We start from the raw sequence: 16545 nt of genomic DNA on the forward strand, positions 1-16545 counted from the left end.
GGAGCGGCATGCGCTGGAGCGAAGCCGGCTCTGACGCCGTCTGCCACCTCCGCGCCCTTTACCTCAGCCAACCCGGCGGCTGGGGCGACTACTGGAAAAATTACCCAACCTAGCTCCACTACCCACAGTCATGATGCTCACAAATGGACCGCAAAGCCGCGAATCAAGTTGAAAAATGATTGCTTCAAAAGACTGGGGATTAACGGGGCTTCAGAATTTCAAGCCCACTCGCGTAAACATCGTATCGTCGAGTGAGACGTCCGGAGACGGGCCTGAAAATTCTAGCTGTCTGCCGAAGACATAGCCAAATTCGAATGTGCAACTTATCCCGCTAGGAAGATTGCGCTGGTAGCCAACCAAGACACGATAGTCGAGGTACGTGAGCAGGTCCTGCTCCTGAGTAGAAGGCCGTTCGATGGACCAGACTCCGCCGCCGAATTCTCCGCCAAGGAAGACCCAACGTTCGTCTCCAATTTGCCGGTTACTCCCCGGCAGTAACCACCAAAAGCGTGGCCGTGGGAAGATCAATTCATAGGAGACATCGGGGGTAGGTTCGTAGATAACACCACCAATCGGCAGGACCGTGGCCCCAGCTCGGTTTAGATATGCCACCCCCGCCAGCCATTTGGTAGTGGGACTCGATTCATAGACGACCAGCCCTCTTCCAGTGACGCGGAAGGCATCGGCATCGTCGTCTTCGTAGTCACTGTAGTGCCCGAGTGTGACGGCTGCATCCATCGCCCATGGGCCATCGCCGAACTTGCGCAAGTGGCGAAATTCAATGGATGCATCGTAAAGTGTGTCGGGGAGATCGAAATTGGCGGCTCCGTCGAGATAGTGAACTCCAAATCGAGGAGTGATGAGCAATGGAGTATCTCTTCGCAAGAAAGGAAAACCAAAGACAACTCCCGCTTCCAGATCTCCCCAGCCAAGACTGTCGGCTTCCAACTGGGGCAGGTAGGTGCCGGTGAACAAGAGTTTCTGGAATACTCCGTTACGAGTTCCTGGGGGGAGCTGTGCTTCGTCAGAATCGATCATTTCAAGATCGGATGCGATGGCTGTTGTCTCACTAGCGAGCCCGGCTAGACGCACTTGCTCGTCTTTCAGGAGTATCGTTTCCAAGTCGAGAGGAGTCGAGTCGTCGACCCAGTGGTCGAGCAACTGTTCCGGCTGATGCGGAATGCGTTCCGCAATCAGAGTGCCTCCCCATGCACGTTGCGTCTGGCCTTGAACTGCAGTCACAAGAGTTGCTACGCAGAGAATCGGAGCATGTGCCAAGATTACTAAATGAATTGTCGCGGACCGTTGGTTGAGCAGCGCCATACGATCACTCAGAAGTCGAAGCCACCGCGAAACATGAAGGTATTGTCTAGATCTAAGTTCGGAGTGGCAGTTTGCCCATAAACGATTTCGCGATCAAACGCGAAGCCTACTTCAATATGCCCACGGATTTGTGTCTGGGTCTCCCATTCGATTCCGGTAAACACTCGGATATCGTTGTAGTCGACAGTGTCATCACCCTCAATGCGTTCGACGGCCCACCTACCCCCACCATATTCGCCTGCAAGATAGATCCACCATTGACTGGTTCCAACGGTAATAGATCGTCGGCGAATCTTCGGGTTGGGAAATACTAGATACATATCCCACAACTCATTAGGTCGCCAGTGAACTCCTCCCGCCGGCAACAGCTTGACCGCGTTGCGATCCAGATACCAAATTCCGCCCAACATACTGAGCTTAGGAGTTAGAGCGACCTCTCCCAATGCGCGCCCCATGATGCGAATAGCATCATTCCAATTATTGAAATCGGTCCAAACGCCAGTGCGTAAGCCCAAATCGGCTGACAAGAATTGGTTGAACTGAGGATGCCAAGCTCCGTCGATATATGCATCGTAAACGCGCGGCGGGAGATCAAATCCGTCCAATGAGGGGCCAGACCACCAGTTAAAGGCAAAGCCTGGGGTGACCAGAAGCGGTGTCTCGGGATTGTAGAAAATCGGCACGCCAAAAGTTGCGGCGAGCTCTGTGCGATCTATACCAAAACCAGTGACTCCTCCATCCGTGTAGAGATATGTCTGCTCCGCGCTTATCTGCTGCATCAAGCGTTGTAATTGGGCTACTGTACCATCGGAGTTGCCGTATGCGTAGGTATTCGAATTCCACTGATTCGGCAAACCATTGGGATAGAGTGAGCCTCCTTGCTGTGGCACCACGGGAGTGACCGGTGGCGCTAGCTGTGGCGCAATGGGTTGACCTAAGGGAGGTTGGCCAAATTGTTGCGGCTGGGCGAATTGCGGCGAAACGGTGTAAGGAATATCCGGCGGTGGAGTACCTAGGCTTGGGTTGGCATAGGGATCGAAACTGGATGTTAACGGTGAGGTTGTGGGGGGCAAACTCGGTGGCGTGTAGCCCGGGGGAGTGACGTCATACGAAGGGACTTGAGATGGGAACTGAACGCGCTGCGCGAATGCCCCACTGGTACCTAATAACCAGGCGGTAAGGAACAACAGAAGTTGCGGCAAAAGACGAAGCACGAGTATGCCTGGGGCGCGGAGGAGCCAATGAACGAGTTTTCGCGGCCCAATTAGTACTTTTCTCAACCAATGGAGTCAACGGCGGTTAGTTCCGCTGGCAACCCACTCTCCCCTGCTGCTTGCGATAGCAGTGGCCGCAAGCTACCAGATGTGCCAACACCGGCTATTCACTTTTTTCTACGTGCATCTTACCGGGAACGCCTTGGTGGGGGGCGTCCGTCCGAATGCGACGCTGGGAGGTGCCTCGTTTGATCCGGCGCTGTGCCCGGCTTTTCAGAGCAACTAAACAGAATTCTTGGCGATTGAATGCCAAATGGCGAGTTCTAACGTCGCGGTACCCCCAGCTTCGAACTCGTTTGACTAGATCGCCAATTTGTGAGGCCATCGACCAGTCTGCTAGCTTGAGAGTGAGGACTAGGCCGCGAATCGACGGCGTCTTGTTCAATACCACATCTTCCACGGCCTCAAGCGTGTATCCAGGAGCAACGTTCATATCTGCCGTGAGCCACTTGGCACGTTGAAAATCCCGCTTGGGTACGTCCAGGCTTCGTCGACGTACATGCAAGAAACTTGGATGCTCAGCAACCAATGGATCCACCTCGGCCGGATCGATTCCTACCACAAACAATCCCTTTTCAAGCAGTGCTTGCGCCGCTCCGCCGGGAGAACAACCCAACTCCACACAAATATCCCCCCGGACAAAAGGCAACGCAGACCACTCAAGTGCCTCGGTCATTTTCAAGTAAGCGCGGCTTACGGCGTCTTCGGGTTGCTGGATTGGAGGAACGCCACCGATCCAACATGCCGTGCGGCGACTGGCAAGATGACAACCGAGCCACCACTCACACGGCTCCACAACCACGGCATCAAGAATCCAGGTGTTTGGCTGGCTGGCTCCCTGCTGGCCGAAATGGTGGGACCGCAAAGATTCTACTGGAGTACAAGCAGTCAAGGCGGCATCCACTTCCGCCGCCAGAGCAGTGGGCCCTGGTTCAAATCCTTCTTCTCCTGGCATGACTCGATCACGCTCCCAGACATGGAGGTCGCTGGGCTTGATAGCGGTGAGCGCCTCGACCATCGCCGGCAATTGCCAACTCTTGAAAGCAAGATCACTTGCCTGAGCACCAGAAACCTTGCCTAGCGAAAAACCCCACGTCCGCGCAAAAGTACTGCGGAGTTGAAATCCCTGTGGATTCTCGCATCGTTGGTCGAATTTGAATGTCACAAAGCCCGGGCGGGAATACGATGGCCTAAGGTCTAGTTTTTGAGCGGCGATCTCGTGCTTCAGCGCAGCTTCAGCCCCAGTCTGACAAACTGTGAATAAGAACTGTGGGTGCCAGGTGGTGGACATGAGAAAATGCTGCTTCTTGATATAGCCACAATTATCTTGGGGCTAAGTAATATGTATTGGATGTGGCAGCACACCGAGTTCGGCTAATCCCCTGTCACAATTGCCTCAATGGCCAATTCTAGTATAGTCAATTCTTGGAGTGACCATAACTGCCCGATTTCCAAGGAATCTATCTCGATGTCTACTGCAGCCCCGCAACTCATTCCTGCCGCGATTTCCGCGAGGAAGAACGCTTATGCCCCTTATTCCAAGTTCCTGGTGGGCGCGGCGGTGATTACTGAGGATGGAACTATATTTACAGGCACTAACGTCGAAAACGCCTCGTACGGTCTCACAATCTGTGCCGAGCGTATTGCAGCCGGTGCGGCGGTCGCAGCGGGGCATCGCAAAATAATGGCCGTTGCCGTCGCCACTACGGGTGCAGCGTCACCATGCGGTGCTTGTCGGCAGTTTTTGGCGGAATTTGGCGGAGCGATGCTAGTGTATTTGGTCGATGCAGATAAGCCCGATCGAATCGTTGAGACTTCGCTTGACAAATTACTACCCGCGCAGTTTGACCTCAAAATTTGAAAACCAGCCCTTGGCTCTCTAAACCTTACGTCTTGATCACGTGGGTTTCTTGTTTCATTTGATCGTGATCGTCGAGGTCTTCCTGTTCTAGGGCAGCAAGGTAGGGCAGATTGCGGTACATATCTTCGTAGTCAAGTCCATAGCCGACGACGAACTCATCGGGGATGTTGAACGCGGTGAAATCGGGTTCGTAGTCGGTTTCCTGCCGCCCCTTCTTCCGTAGCAACACTGCAGACTTGACCGATTTGGGTCCGAATTCGTGCAATTTCTCGACCACGTTTTCAAGGGTATGGCCCGTGTCAAAAATATCGTCCACAAGTAGAACGTCGCGGCCGGTGATGTCGAGCATCAACTCGGAGTTGATGATCAAGTCACCTCTTTCAGTGGTGGCCCCGCGATAGCTGGATGCCTGGATTACGCCGACACGCATGGGCTGCTCAATCTGGCGGATCAAATCGGCCAGCAAGACTACGCTTCCAGTAAGCACACCCACAATCGTGAGTTGTCGGCCTTGATAAACCTTTTCGATTTCGGCGGCCATATCTGCGACGCCGCGATGCAAGGTTCCTTTGTCAAAGAGAATTTTCATGGCCGCCAATCCTTGTGATTACATGTCAGAATTATTTAGAGGAATAAACCAGCTTCACTAAATACGCCAATCGTTGCGAATTATTTCAAACTAGTCAAATCAACTGTCCTGCGATACAAGCCGTCATGAATCCGGCCAGGGTGCCTCCTAGCATGGCACGAAGTCCGAGCCTAGCCAAGTCTGAACGGCGATCGGGTGCAATGCCTCCGATCCCTCCTAGCTGGATGCCTATAGAGCTAAAGTTTGCAAAACCGCAGAGAGCATAAGTGAGAATTGCTCGGGATCGCTCGCTAATTTGGACTGGGCTATCGGGCAATCCCCATTCCGACAAACGTCCGTAAGCGACGAATTCGTTGGTGGCCATTTTGAGTCCCATCAATTCGGCAGCCCTGCCGCGATCTCCAGGGTCGATTCCGATGAGCCAAGCGAGGGGATAAAACAGATAGCTCAGTCCTGCTTCTAGGGACCAAATAGGACTACCATCTTCGCCGACATAGCCGAACAAACCGCCTGCCCAACCGAGAATAGTATTTAACACGGCAATCAACGCGAGAAACACGATCAACATGGCTCCTACATTGAGGGCCAGTTGCAAACCACCTACCGTACCTACGGCTACCGATTCCAAGACGTTGGTACTCTCGTCTTCGATATCAATATTGACGCTACCCAAAGTTTTTGGCGAATCCACTTCGGGTTGCATAACTTTTGCGAGAACTAAGGCGCCTGGTGCCGAAATCACGGATGCCGACAGCAGGTGACCGGCATCGATACCCATCGATGCAAGTGCACCTAGTACACCACCAGCCATCGTAGCGAACCCGCAAACCATGACGGCGTTTAATTCCGAGATGGTCATCGAGCTTATGTATGGTCGAATTACTAGCGGAGCCTCGGTTTGTCCAACGAATACGTTGGCAGCCGCAGAGAGGGTTTCAGCGCCAGAAGTACCGAGAGTCTTCTGCATTACTATGGCCATCATCCCGACTACTTTTTGCATGACGCCATAGTAGTAGAATATCGACATGAACGCAGAGAAAAAGATGATTGTCGGCAGTACTTTAAAGGCAAAAAAGTGCTCAGCAAATCCCTCTCCAAATACGAAGCTTGTGCCCGCATCGACGCATCCCAGTAGCCCCACAAAAGCATCGTCGACCCTATCGAACACCCATTCCCCTTGGCTGGTACGGAGAATCAATACTGCAAACACAAATTGCAGGCAGAGCCCCGCCAGTACGGTGCGCCAAGGAAAACGGTTCTTGTGAGAACTCATCAACCACGCCAAGCCGATAATCACCACGATTCCCAGCAAGCTGACATAGTTGTGCATGTGTTATGCTCGAATTGATAGGGGGGGAATGGTATACGAGATCAAAACAATTAGTTCACGAATGATCCACAGTATTAAAGATACGATCGCCAGCATCCCCCAAGCCAGGTACAATAAACTTGCGATCGTTGAGAGTTGGATCAACTTGAGCCACATAAATCTGAGCTTCCGGGAATTGCGACGCCACGGCATCGACTCCCTCTTGTGAAGCAATAAGTGAAACGACCTTAGCTTGTTTCACGCCCCATTCGCGAAGGGTCATCAAAGCCGCCATCGCCGAACCACCCGTGGCTAGCATGGGATCAAGAATAATGGCGACATCAACAGGATTTTGGGGAGGAAGTTTGTCGTAGTAGCGAATCGGTTGGGCCGTCTCTTCGTCACGATAGAGTCCTAAGTGCCAGACCTCAGCCATCGGCAAGAGATCTAGAACCGGATCGATCATTCCTAACCCAGCTCGCAAGATGGGGACAAGGCCGACCCGTTGCGAAAGCGCGACTCCAGAGGTTTCAGTCAAAGGAGTCTCGACGACCGTATCTAAGACCTTAAGATCTTTTGTAGCTTCGTAGACCATCAGCGTCGCCAACCGCTTGACCGAGGCACGAAATAAAGACGGCTGAGTGGTCTTATCTCGCAATTTCGTCAAATGCACCTGGATCAGGGGGTGATTGATGACGGTCACCCCACCAAGTTGGTTGGAAATAGAGGAAGGGGATGCGAGTCGGTCTTTCTTCTTTTCCACGGTCGTGCCAGGCATTTTGGGGACTCCAAGAGACTAGGGGCATCCTGCATCAAATCACGCTCAATTCTGCTGAAGAAACAGCGTGCCACTCCATTCTAATCAAGCTAGCACCGACTGAGAAGCAGAGTCGCAGTTGAAGTGACAGAAAACAGGCAAAATCAGCTTTGATGAAAGACCGCAGGCCATGCCTAAACCGCAAGGGTTCACAAACCGCAATTGCTCAGCCACTGATTCGGCAATGCTTGAGCATTTCAGCGGGAGTGCAGATGTAGCTGACGAGGAATGGCCCGAACTCGGCATAGCGGGCGCTTGCTTCATCAAAACGCATCCGATAGACGATTTCTTTTAGAAATTCAGGATTGGCGGCCCACAATGTGACCCCCCACTCCCAATCGTCAAACCCCAAGGCGACAGTGATAAGTTGACTGACCTTGCCGGCAAAGGCCATCCCGCTGCGAGCATGTTCGCTCATCAGAGCATTGCGCTCATCCTTGGAAAGCATGAACCAGTTTTCGCCTACCTTGCGTTTTTTGTTCATCGGGTAGAAACAAGTGTTCGGCCAAGTAGGAAAGTCGGGCGTAAGCCTCTGGCGATTCATGCCGACGAGTCGATCGGCGTAGCCCTTGACCTTGGCCGAGTATGTGGGGCTATCGGCTGTTTCGCCTTCGGCGATCAGGCGTTCCCCAAACTGCTCGACTGTCGGCACATACTCACTGATCTCGGTCGCCGAAACGAAAGAATAACCGGGAACTAAGGCGTGCCCTAGAGGTGAAGCAAGCAGTCGCTGATTGACGCGCTCGACCTTGAGCGGATCAGGATCCATCAACATGAGACCGAAGTCTGCCTTGTGGCCGCTCACAACGGACGTCTGCATTCGCAAAGGTGCATCGGTCTCCTCAGGATCCAGCAGTGCAGTCACTGCGTCGATTCCGGCGGAAATTTCCGTTGGCTGCATCCGAGCGAGCGCGGTCCGATTCCACGAGTAGTAGAGATGGCTGCAATGCCATCCTCCGGCGGCCGGAGAAAGGGAAATCTCGGAAGGGGGGGAAGCTACGTGCGGTCGGCTCATGATTTTGGCTTAGAAGTCGAAACAGGTGGAGCAAGTGAGCAAAGTCGGTCCGCATCGTAACAAATCTCCTAGCAGGGTGGTAAGGGGTTAAAGAAACATGGCTAATGATCTTCCTTGAGGGCCTGTTGGGCGTCTTTCCATTTAGCGAGATACACACCTCGAACCTCTGAATTGAGTTCGTTGGCAAAATCCAAGGGTGACAATAAGACTTGATTGAACGAATGTGCGTCAGTAAAGAGACCAGTTCGGTCAGACGCATTCCCAAGTAATAGTTTCAAATCAACCAAACTGGGATTTTCTAAGATGTTGGCTCCCTCCATCAGGGCCAAATTTAGATCACCGATGAATTTGCTTTGGCAGATCGGCATATTTTCTATTCTAATTCGGCTCCGTACTATGGCTAGCTAGGTAACACTTCATCGACGGCAATGCTGAAATCCTCGACCAGCCGAGATAGAACTTCATGCGTCAAAGTAGCAGGGACGGGAAGGCGGGAATTGGCAGGCTGCTTTTCGTAGCGGGTAAGCGAGACGCTACCCCCTTGCCGCAGTGTCAGTTCATAATACTTCAAACCATTGTCATCCTTGTGGGGTGGATTACTCCGCATCTGAACGACGCAGCCCGTTGAATCAATCTCGATTGGCGAAATAGGCTCGAGAAGGTACGTGACCCGCCCGCAGAGTGACTTGCTGGCAGTTTCAAGTTTAGCAATATCGGCTGTCGCCAGCTCGCCCGTTTCGAGGACGAGGTCCGAGATAGCCGCCCCAAGGGGATCGCACTGTAACACTTTACATCTTATGGTCCGCAGACCGTCACTGACGGAGACCTGATGGTTAGTCTGGCCCACGAGAGATTTCAGTTCCTGGACAAAATCATCGCGGAGTTTCAAAATGCTTCCTCCACTTCGTCGGCAAGTTCGACCGGATCGCCCGCTTCAAATTCATGTTCCGAGCCATCGTAGGACAGCACTGCGGAGGCGTTTTCCAAGCGAGTTTCCAGGTGGACTGGCCTACCCCAGAGTCTCTGTAAGTTTTCCAAAGTATCCCGGGCGTAATCCAACTGAAGTTCCACGCCCGAAAACCGGTGCTCAAGATAGAGTTCTCCCCGATTGCGGTAATTGCCATCTACGACTGTGATCATTGGCCTGCCTCGGTTGGTCAGGCTGTTGAGAAGTTGTTGTTTCACCTTGGGAAATTCTCGGCTTTCAATTTCGTACACATCGCTACGTTCATTATACCCAAAACGGAAAAGTCGATGTTCACGGACGAAATCCAGCGTTAGGAATTCATCGATAAAAGTAAGATCGTTGTGGATGCGACGGACCTCAAATATTTTTTCTCGGCCCAGCCCAGCGTCGGTATTCCAGTTCATCTGCGCGGCGTGATCGTCGCAGTTCTCGTAGTCTGCGCCAAATGCTCCGCGGTTCCAGCGATCTTCAATATTGCGAAATAGTTCGATCCCAACCTTGTAGGGATTGAGTTGTGTGGGGGAACTGGCAAGTGTGCCGCTGTGGTGGTCGCAATAGTTGATAACGTCGGCAGCCGTAAGGCCTTGGCGAATCATGATCGTAGAATGCCAGTAGCTTGCCCAGCCCTCGTTCATGATCTTGGTCTGGGCTTGCGGGGCGAAGTAATAGGATTCGTCGCGAATGATCGAGAGCACATCCGCTTGCCAGCTATTGAGCGGGGCATTTTCCAAAATGAAAAGCATTACGTCGCGTTCGGGTCGTTCAGGTATCTTGGTGATGGGTGGTTCTGCGTCATCGGAATCTTCGAGGGTCGAATTAAGGGTTCGCGGATTGATAAATCGATCCATGTAGTCTTTGGACTCGAAGCGGGCTGGCGATTTCTTATCCGTCTCTTTCACCAAGCCAGAGAAATCATAGCGGCTCTTCTCTTCTCGACGGCGAATAAATGGGGAGTGGATATCGATTAAGTCTTCAACACTGAGACAGGCGTCAACGAAATCTTCCACCTTTTCTACACCAAATTCGTCCATGTAACGGCGGATACGGCTACCATGGTTGGCCATCTCGTCCATCATTTTGCGGCTGGTGTGGGCAAACCACTGGTTGTTCTTGAAGAAATCACAGTGGCCGTAAACGTGGGCCATAACCAGTTTTTGATCAATCAACCCGTTGCAACGCATCAAATAGGCGTAACAGGGGTTGTTGTTGATCACCATCTCGTAGATCTTTTGCAGGCCGTAATTGTAGCCCTTACTAAGCTGCTCATATTCCATGCCAAAACGCCAGTGAGGATACCGCGTGGGGAACCCTCCGCGAGCGGCAATCGCATTCAGCTGATCGGCATCGATCAACTCGAAAATTGTGGGATAAAAATCCAACCCATAGCCACGCGCATATCCTTCGACCTCCGTCTGAATCGCGGTGAGTTCAGGCGTCAAGTTGCTTGTTTCGGCTATGGCCATGGAAATTCCCCTCAGATCACATTTTAAGCCGCTCGATGAACATCAAACCGCGTTGGTTCCAAGGCATGGATCAAGTCATAAAATCTTGGCAGGTCCTTGGCCAATTGGAGGCGAGCATTGGCGATCGCCTCGGCATCGTTGGTGCCACTGACTACCACTTCAATGTGGCCAACTTTGACTCGGTAGCGTTGCAACATTGCTTCATTGGTACGGATCATGTTTTACCTCTACTTGCCTTTGCCTAAGAAAGTCTTGATGGAGTTGTAAATAGCGTCCTTGTCAGGAATCTCCGAAAGAATCAGCGATTCATGGTTGTTGAATTCTTTTCTCAAACTGTCAATGAAATCGCCGCTGCCATATGGGCTTTCAACCTGCCCATAGCAAAACGCGTTCACGACCGGCAGCAGTTTCTGGTTGAGCAGTTCAAATGCAACTCGATTGTCGTCTCCCCAGTTGTCGCCGTCCGAAAATTGGAAGCAATAGATATTCCAATCCTCGCTGGGAAAAGTGCTCGCTATCAGATCAGCACACACTTTGTACGCAGAGCTAATTCTCGTGCCGCCGCTTTCCCGCGTGTGGTAGAAAGTGTGTTCGTCAACTTCTTTAGCAATGGCATCGTGGATAATGTAACGAGTCTCGATCCCACGGTATTGATTTGTGAGCCAAGTATCGATCCAGAAGGCCTCGTTTCGAACGATGTGTTTTTGCTCGTCAGTCATGGATCCCGAGACGTCCATCATGTAGATTGCTACTGCATTCACTTCAGGCAGCGGCACATCGTTCCAGGATCTGTATTGCTTGTCTCCTTTCACAGGTACAATACAGGGATCGTCCGGAACGTAGTTTCCAGTAGTAATTTGTCGCTTGAGGGCTCGCAGATAGGTCTTCTTGAAATGCTTGAGTGACTCAGGGCCGGTTTGGCGGATGCTGTTATACTTGGCCTTCTCGCTCTCGATATTGGCCGTTCCTTTGGGCTGAATGCGGGGTAGTTCTAGTTCCTCACCAAGCATCTCGGCCAATTCCTTGAGCGAGACCTCCACTTCGACCAAATGGCCAGAACCGGGGTCGCTACCCGCACCACCGGCACCCTCAGGTCCTTCGCCGGGCTGACTGAGCGGGTCGCCGACTTCCCCTTTGCCTTGCCCCACTCCTCCAGAACCGTTCTTCCCGTACTTGAAATGAGGCACATCGAGTTGGGGGACCGGGATGCTGACGGCATCACGACCGCGTCGGCCTATCATTTCGCCGTGTGTTATGTATTTTCTCAGGTTCTGGCGAATGCGACCACGGACGATCTGCTTGAAGCGACGTTGGTCACGTTGGATGTCCATTACCATGAAGTATCTCGATCTAGTATTCGATGCTGTCGGGCGAGGAATGTTTAACTCTTCTCTTTGGTATCCCCGCGGGCGAAGATGCTTGCTACATAGTTCAAGACATCGGTTGCACTCTCGTCATCGTAGCCGTAATTGCGAATGAGCCGGTCCTTCACTACGTCGATCTTCTTTTGGGTGTCGGCGTCGATCACGTTCGAAACCAAGCTTGTAAGCTTGATCGAGTCTTTTTGATCTTCAAACAGTTTGAGCTCCAGGGCTTTGTTGAGCCGTTCGTTCGTCTTGTAATCAAACTTCTTGCCGTCGATTGACAACGCACCGATGTAATTCATAATCTCGCGACGGAAATCGTCCTTGCGGCTGTCGGGAATATCGATCTTCTCTTCGATTGATCGCATGAGCCGCTCGTCAGGTTCCTCGTACTGCCCCGTAAAGGGATTCTTGACCTTTTCCCTTTGGGTGTAGGCCTTGATGTTGTCGATGTAGTTGCCGCAAAGCCTCATGAGAGCGTCCTCATCGGCGGCAATCGCCCGCTGAACTTCCAGCTTGACTATGTTTTCGTACTCCTCCTTCACGACTCCCAGAAGGTCGCGGTACTCCTGCTTGAGTTCTTCGTCATTGATCAGACTGTGGTGCTTGAGGCCGTTTTCCAATTCATTAAGCACCATGAACGGATTGATAGAACTAGCATCCGGGTGAGCCACTAAGGCGTTGGAAATCTTGTCTTGCACATAGCGTGGTGAGATTCCGACTAGCCCCTCGTTGTGAGCCTGATCGCGTAGCTCGGCAATGTTTTCCTCAGTGAAACCAGGTAAAGTCTTGCCGTTGTAGAGTTTCAATTTCTGGAGCCGAGAAAGTCCGGCATGCTTGGGCTCTTCAAGGCGAGTTAGGATGGCCCACATAGCTGCCATCTCGATTGTATGGGGAGCAATATGCTTGCCCTGCACGGTATTCTGGTTGTAATCCTTTTCGTATATTTGCTTCTCGTGCTCGAGCGTGGTGACGTAAGGAATGTCGATCTTGACCGTTCGATCCCTCAAGGCCTCCATGAATTCATTATTTTTTAGCCGACGATACTCAGGCTCATTGGTATGACCAATAATCACTTCGTCGATATCTGTCTGGGCAAATTTCTTGGGCTTGATGCGGTGCTCCTGGCTCGCCCCTAGCAGGTCGTAGAGAAACGCCACGTCCAGCTTGAGAACTTCAACAAACTCAACGATGCCCCGGTTAGCAACGTTAAACTCTCCATCGAAATTGAACGCGCGCGGATCACTATCACTGCCATAGACAGCGATTTTTCGATAGTTGATGTCGCCGGTGAGTTCAGTGGCGTCTTGGTTCTTTTCGTCTTTTGGCTGGAAGGTGCCAATGCCCACGCGGTCCTTTTCGCTCAAGATCACCCGCTTCACGCGAACGTCTTGTACCACGCGGGTCCAATCGCCGTCGTATTTCTTCAATCGATGCTGATACATGAAACGGCAGAAAGGATCCAACTCGCCGCGGATGCGGACTTTGAAGCCTCCTTCATCATTTGCTGCATTGAGGCTCGCTGCGACGTCGTCACGGAAGCGGTCCGGGATCAGATGTAATGGTTCCTCGTTCATTGGGCACCAGTGAACTTCGTTGGGATCTTCCTCATCGACCCAACCGAGAGTATAGAGGGCACCCTCATCCGTTTCCGAATAGCGCTGAAGCCCTTGCTTAAGCAACCGGACAATCGTGCTCTTACTGCTTCCTACGGGCCCGTGAAGCAATAGAACTCGTTTCTCGATGCCATATTCGTAGGCCGCACTCTTGAGGGCGTTCACCAGGTTGTGCAAAGGTTCACGCAGTCCGTAGACAGCGTCGTGACCGTTATTGAGGGGGTCGTCGAAGAAGCGATACTGATGCTCCTTTTCTCGCCCCTTGGAGACAACATCCACGCCATAGGAAAGAATCATATCGTAGATCCGCTGGTAAGCGGTCCGAGTTACCTTCGGATCATCTCGAACAATTTCGAGATACTCCTCGAACGTGCCGACCCAATTCTTACGGCGGAACTGATCGCGATCTTGGCGCTGCGAAATAATCGAAACGATTTCACTTCCACTGACCATCGTGGTTCTCCTTGGCGGGACGATTGATGCGTTACAGTTTGTCAGGATCGTCTCGCGTTTCCTCTCTGAGGGGTGGGGGATGAATTAAACGAGAATAAAAAGGTTACTTACGGAGACAATTGTCTCCGCCCTTTCGGGACACAATCAGGACACACTTCGTTCAACTTGTCAGCGCTATCCTTGCGCACACACTTAGGTTTGCACGGGTCGGCTCTGTCCGCCTCTCATGGAACGCACGCTGCACTACACATCTTGTGACTTACTGGGGAGCACTATCCGTGCTAACCTGCGTGCGATGGGGAGTTGGCCAAGCACCTTAAAGGGTGGGGCCAAAGAAAGCGAACCTGACAAGCTAGATTACGAGGCCTTGCGGGGTCCTCAACTCGCCAGCGAGTGGGCACACCTAAATGAAGGTTGGCAAAGAGCAGTGAGAAACTTCTCTAATTCCGAAGGCGAAATAAATTCCTGAATGTTTGAATTTCGCTATCGCCTCCCAACACTCTCCGCAGCAAGATCGACTCTGCTGAAGTGAGCATCTCTACTATCAGTATCGACTGCGAAACTGTTGCTGGCAACATCGACTTTGCCGCCTTCTCCCGCCATTCATACCAATCCTCGGCAATCTGCTCAACGCGTAAACCGTTTCTATCAAACACTTTACAGTAGATTCTACCAGGCGGATTTTTCTCCCTCGTGCATGCCTAAAGCCTTGCAGAAGAACCCCCACTTATAGTGGTTAGACAGTTTGCAATCGCACTACAAATGGGACATTAGCGATTCGATAAATGCCATTTGATGGCCAAAAGCATTTGTATTTCAGCAGTCCTGGCATGGATGCCAGCACAAGAACGCGACTATTTGGAAATTTTTGACGATAGCAACGATTTTTCTGAAAGGGAAAGCTTAGACGTGTCGATAACCCCAGTACACGTTTTGTTCTCGGGGGGGCTACCGAGACGCAAACTGTGCCGGCAAGACTGAAGTGCAATCCGTTTCTCAGTCGAAAACCGCATCAGTTGCGTCGATCTCCATGGCAAAAGCGTCGTCACACAGTGGGCGAAGCTTGCCGAAGGGTGATCGATGAATAATTCCCGTTCAAGCCTGATCAAATTTCTCTGCCCAGCCCTCTGCAGCAGTTTGCTTGTGCTCTCAGCACACGCCGTTGCCCAGGAAAATGCCCTGCGATTTCAGCGGCCACGGCAGGCTAATCAGGCCGCAGAACCTCAACAGAAGTTTCGCGCGCCTTCGCAAGTGAACCAGCAGCGCTCGGTTCCCGAGCAGACTGCCGTTCCTTCACCAGCAAAGTATCAAGCAGCGCCTAAACGCGTTGCCAAGAAGTCCCCAATCAAGAAACCAACTGCCTCAAAAGGAAAGATCGTTCAGGCCGCGGCTGCCGTTCAGCAGCCCGAGCGAGCCATCCAGCCAATCCCCGAGGAAGCCATTGAAGGTGAGGAAATTCACTTTGGCTCGCCCTCCGAAGGTTGGGAAGTCCCCTACCAGATGGACGGCTGTGAGAGCTGCCAAGGGGGCTGTCCCTGTGGGGAAGGCGCCTGTATGTGCGACCCTGGCTGTGGTATTTGTGATCCGGGCTGCGGCGTATGCGATCCCGGCTGTGGCTGCCCAGAACCGAGCTGTGGAAGTTGCGTTGGAATTCCAGGACCCGAATTCTGGTGTTTTCAAGTCTGCCTGCCGCGTATCAAGGATTTCACTTTCTGGGGTGGTGTACAAGGTTTCCGTGGTCCGCGGGACTTTGTAGCTGGTGCCCCCCCTACAGCCCGTAGCGATTCCAATTTTGGTTTCCATGAGGGACTAAACATCAGCGGTCGTGCACCGATAGTTGGTCGCTTATTTCCTCAACTTAGTTATCAGTTAGGCTTCCAGGCATTTCAAAGTCGACTCTCCGGAACTGTAGACAATGGTGACGATCGCGGTCAGCAGTTTATCACTGCTGGGTTGTATCGACGAGTCTGTAGCGGTGTACAGTTCGGGTTGGTCTATGATTACATGAATGACAACCTAGACGAGGACATAAGCCTCAACCAGATTCGTTACGAAGTGAGTCTAAAGAGTCCTCGTGGCCGAGAAATCGGCTTTTGGGGAGCCAGCTCTACCAATGATGCCATCTCTGACGGAGTGAATTGGTCGACTGTAGATCAGTACGCGGCGTTCTTTCGCTGGAATCTCCGTGATGGCTATCAGGCGCGGTTCTGGGGAGGAGCCACGGGTGACAGCGAAGGAATCCTGGGTGCCGATTTCTATGCACCTTTGAATGATCGCTGGTCGGTGCAATCCGGGTTCAATTACCTGATTCCCGATAAGCTGGGGAGCCCTGAAGAAGTCATGCAGGAGTCCTGGAATATTGGAATCAATCTGGTTTGGCACATTGGCTGTTCGGCCCGCAAAGGTGCTAACAGTCCCTTCCGTCCGCTGTTCGGTGTAGCCGACAACGGTTGGATGTTCGTTGATCAGAAGTAGTTCCACATAGGCACGAAAC

Annotated in this window: 15 protein-coding genes; 2 read left to right on the forward strand and 13 right to left on the reverse strand. The window is 52.2% G+C overall.

Annotated features, from left to right (window positions below; all coding sequences use genetic code 11):
• Positions 1-210 precede the first annotated feature (210 nt).
• The 3 genes from Pla144_RS22095 to Pla144_RS22105 all read right to left on the reverse strand — a co-directional run bounded on the left by Pla144_RS22095 (position 211) and on the right by Pla144_RS22105 (position 3888).
• On the reverse strand, positions 211-1323 hold the full coding sequence (locus Pla144_RS22095; RefSeq protein WP_197530935.1) for a DUF6268 family outer membrane beta-barrel protein: 1113 nt from the start codon (positions 1321-1323) through the stop codon (positions 211-213).
• An 8-nt stretch (positions 1324-1331) separates the two neighbouring features.
• Positions 1332-2537, reverse strand: a complete 1206-nt coding sequence (locus Pla144_RS22100) for a hypothetical protein (RefSeq protein ID WP_146452882.1) — start codon at positions 2535-2537, stop codon at positions 1332-1334.
• Positions 2538-2700: 163 nt separating this feature from the next.
• On the reverse strand, positions 2701-3888 hold the full coding sequence (locus Pla144_RS22105; protein WP_146452883.1) for an SAM-dependent methyltransferase: 1188 nt from the start codon (positions 3886-3888) through the stop codon (positions 2701-2703).
• A 108-nt stretch (positions 3889-3996) separates the two neighbouring features.
• Here Pla144_RS22105 and cdd point away from each other — a divergent pair, with 108 nt between their 5' ends.
• Positions 3997-4458 (forward strand): cytidine deaminase, encoded by a 462-nt coding sequence (cdd, locus tag Pla144_RS22110; protein ID WP_197530936.1) that lies wholly within the window; start codon positions 3997-3999, stop codon positions 4456-4458.
• A 25-nt stretch (positions 4459-4483) separates the two neighbouring features.
• Here the strand turns inward: cdd and hpt are convergent, their stop codons facing one another.
• From hpt to Pla144_RS22160, 10 genes are all read right to left on the reverse strand, one after another.
• Positions 4484-5047: a hypoxanthine phosphoribosyltransferase gene (hpt, locus tag Pla144_RS22115; RefSeq protein WP_146452885.1), complete on the reverse strand. Its 564-nt coding sequence runs from the start codon at positions 5045-5047 to the stop codon at positions 4484-4486.
• A gap of 94 nt (positions 5048-5141) precedes the next feature.
• Positions 5142-6377, reverse strand: coding sequence for a NupC/NupG family nucleoside CNT transporter (locus Pla144_RS22120; RefSeq protein WP_146452886.1), 1236 nt, complete (start codon positions 6375-6377; stop codon positions 5142-5144).
• A gap of 55 nt (positions 6378-6432) precedes the next feature.
• The gene (upp, locus tag Pla144_RS22125) at positions 6433-7134 is read right to left on the reverse strand and encodes a uracil phosphoribosyltransferase (protein ID WP_146452887.1); all 702 of its coding nucleotides are present in this window, start codon (positions 7132-7134) and stop codon (positions 6433-6435) included.
• Positions 7135-7339: 205 nt separating this feature from the next.
• Positions 7340-8188, reverse strand: coding sequence for a hydrogen peroxide-dependent heme synthase (gene hemQ, locus Pla144_RS22130; RefSeq protein ID WP_146452888.1), 849 nt, complete (start codon positions 8186-8188; stop codon positions 7340-7342).
• Between the two features lie 101 nt (positions 8189-8289).
• Positions 8290-8556: a hypothetical protein gene (locus Pla144_RS22135; RefSeq protein WP_146452889.1), complete on the reverse strand. Its 267-nt coding sequence runs from the start codon at positions 8554-8556 to the stop codon at positions 8290-8292.
• Positions 8557-8588: 32 nt separating this feature from the next.
• Positions 8589-9077, reverse strand: coding sequence for a hypothetical protein (locus Pla144_RS22140; RefSeq protein ID WP_146452890.1), 489 nt, complete (start codon positions 9075-9077; stop codon positions 8589-8591).
• A complete protein-coding gene (locus Pla144_RS22145; protein WP_146452891.1) occupies positions 9074-10618 on the reverse strand; it encodes a SpoVR family protein in 1545 nt (514 codons plus the stop codon). Before Pla144_RS22145 ends, Pla144_RS22140 begins: the two co-directional genes overlap by 4 nt.
• A gap of 23 nt (positions 10619-10641) precedes the next feature.
• Entirely contained in the window at positions 10642-10836 is a 195-nt protein-coding gene (locus tag Pla144_RS22150; protein ID WP_146452892.1) for a hypothetical protein, read from the reverse strand.
• A 9-nt stretch (positions 10837-10845) separates the two neighbouring features.
• Positions 10846-11955, reverse strand: coding sequence for a DUF444 family protein (locus Pla144_RS22155; protein ID WP_146452893.1), 1110 nt, complete (start codon positions 11953-11955; stop codon positions 10846-10848).
• A gap of 44 nt (positions 11956-11999) precedes the next feature.
• Positions 12000-14051, reverse strand: coding sequence for a PrkA family serine protein kinase (locus Pla144_RS22160; protein ID WP_146452894.1), 2052 nt, complete (start codon positions 14049-14051; stop codon positions 12000-12002).
• A gap of 1080 nt (positions 14052-15131) precedes the next feature.
• Between Pla144_RS22160 and Pla144_RS22165 the strand changes: the two genes are divergently transcribed.
• Positions 15132-16526 (forward strand): DUF6666 family protein, encoded by a 1395-nt coding sequence (locus Pla144_RS22165; RefSeq protein WP_146452895.1) that lies wholly within the window; start codon positions 15132-15134, stop codon positions 16524-16526.
• Positions 16527-16545: the final 19 nt, after the last annotated feature.

The sequence above is a fragment of the Bythopirellula polymerisocia genome, assembly GCF_007860015.1.
GTDB lineage: Bacteria > Planctomycetota > Planctomycetia > Pirellulales > Lacipirellulaceae > Bythopirellula > Bythopirellula polymerisocia.

Bases quoted from the DNA above. Each gene is read 5' to 3' on its own strand.
- Pla144_RS22095 (WP_197530935.1), bottom strand. From the start codon at position 1,323: ATGGCGCTGCTCAACCAACGGTCCGCGACAATTCATTTAGTAATCTTG.
- Pla144_RS22105 (WP_146452883.1), bottom strand. From the start codon at position 3,888: ATGTCCACCACCTGGCACCCACAGTTCTTATTCACAGTTTGTCAGACT.
- cdd (WP_197530936.1), top strand. From the start codon at position 3,997: ATGGCCAATTCTAGTATAGTCAATTCTTGGAGTGACCATAACTGCCCG.
- hpt (WP_146452885.1), bottom strand. From the start codon at position 5,047: ATGAAAATTCTCTTTGACAAAGGAACCTTGCATCGCGGCGTCGCAGAT.
- Pla144_RS22120 (WP_146452886.1), bottom strand. From the start codon at position 6,377: ATGCACAACTATGTCAGCTTGCTGGGAATCGTGGTGATTATCGGCTTG.
- upp (WP_146452887.1), bottom strand. From the start codon at position 7,134: ATGCCTGGCACGACCGTGGAAAAGAAGAAAGACCGACTCGCATCCCCT.
- hemQ (WP_146452888.1), bottom strand. From the start codon at position 8,188: ATGAGCCGACCGCACGTAGCTTCCCCCCCTTCCGAGATTTCCCTTTCT.
- Pla144_RS22135 (WP_146452889.1), bottom strand. From the start codon at position 8,556: ATGCCGATCTGCCAAAGCAAATTCATCGGTGATCTAAATTTGGCCCTG.
- Pla144_RS22145 (WP_146452891.1), bottom strand. From the start codon at position 10,618: ATGGCCATAGCCGAAACAAGCAACTTGACGCCTGAACTCACCGCGATT.
- Pla144_RS22150 (WP_146452892.1), bottom strand. From the start codon at position 10,836: ATGATCCGTACCAATGAAGCAATGTTGCAACGCTACCGAGTCAAAGTT.
- Pla144_RS22155 (WP_146452893.1), bottom strand. From the start codon at position 11,955: ATGGTAATGGACATCCAACGTGACCAACGTCGCTTCAAGCAGATCGTC.
- Pla144_RS22160 (WP_146452894.1), bottom strand. From the start codon at position 14,051: ATGGTCAGTGGAAGTGAAATCGTTTCGATTATTTCGCAGCGCCAAGAT.
- Pla144_RS22165 (WP_146452895.1), top strand. From the start codon at position 15,132: ATGAATAATTCCCGTTCAAGCCTGATCAAATTTCTCTGCCCAGCCCTC.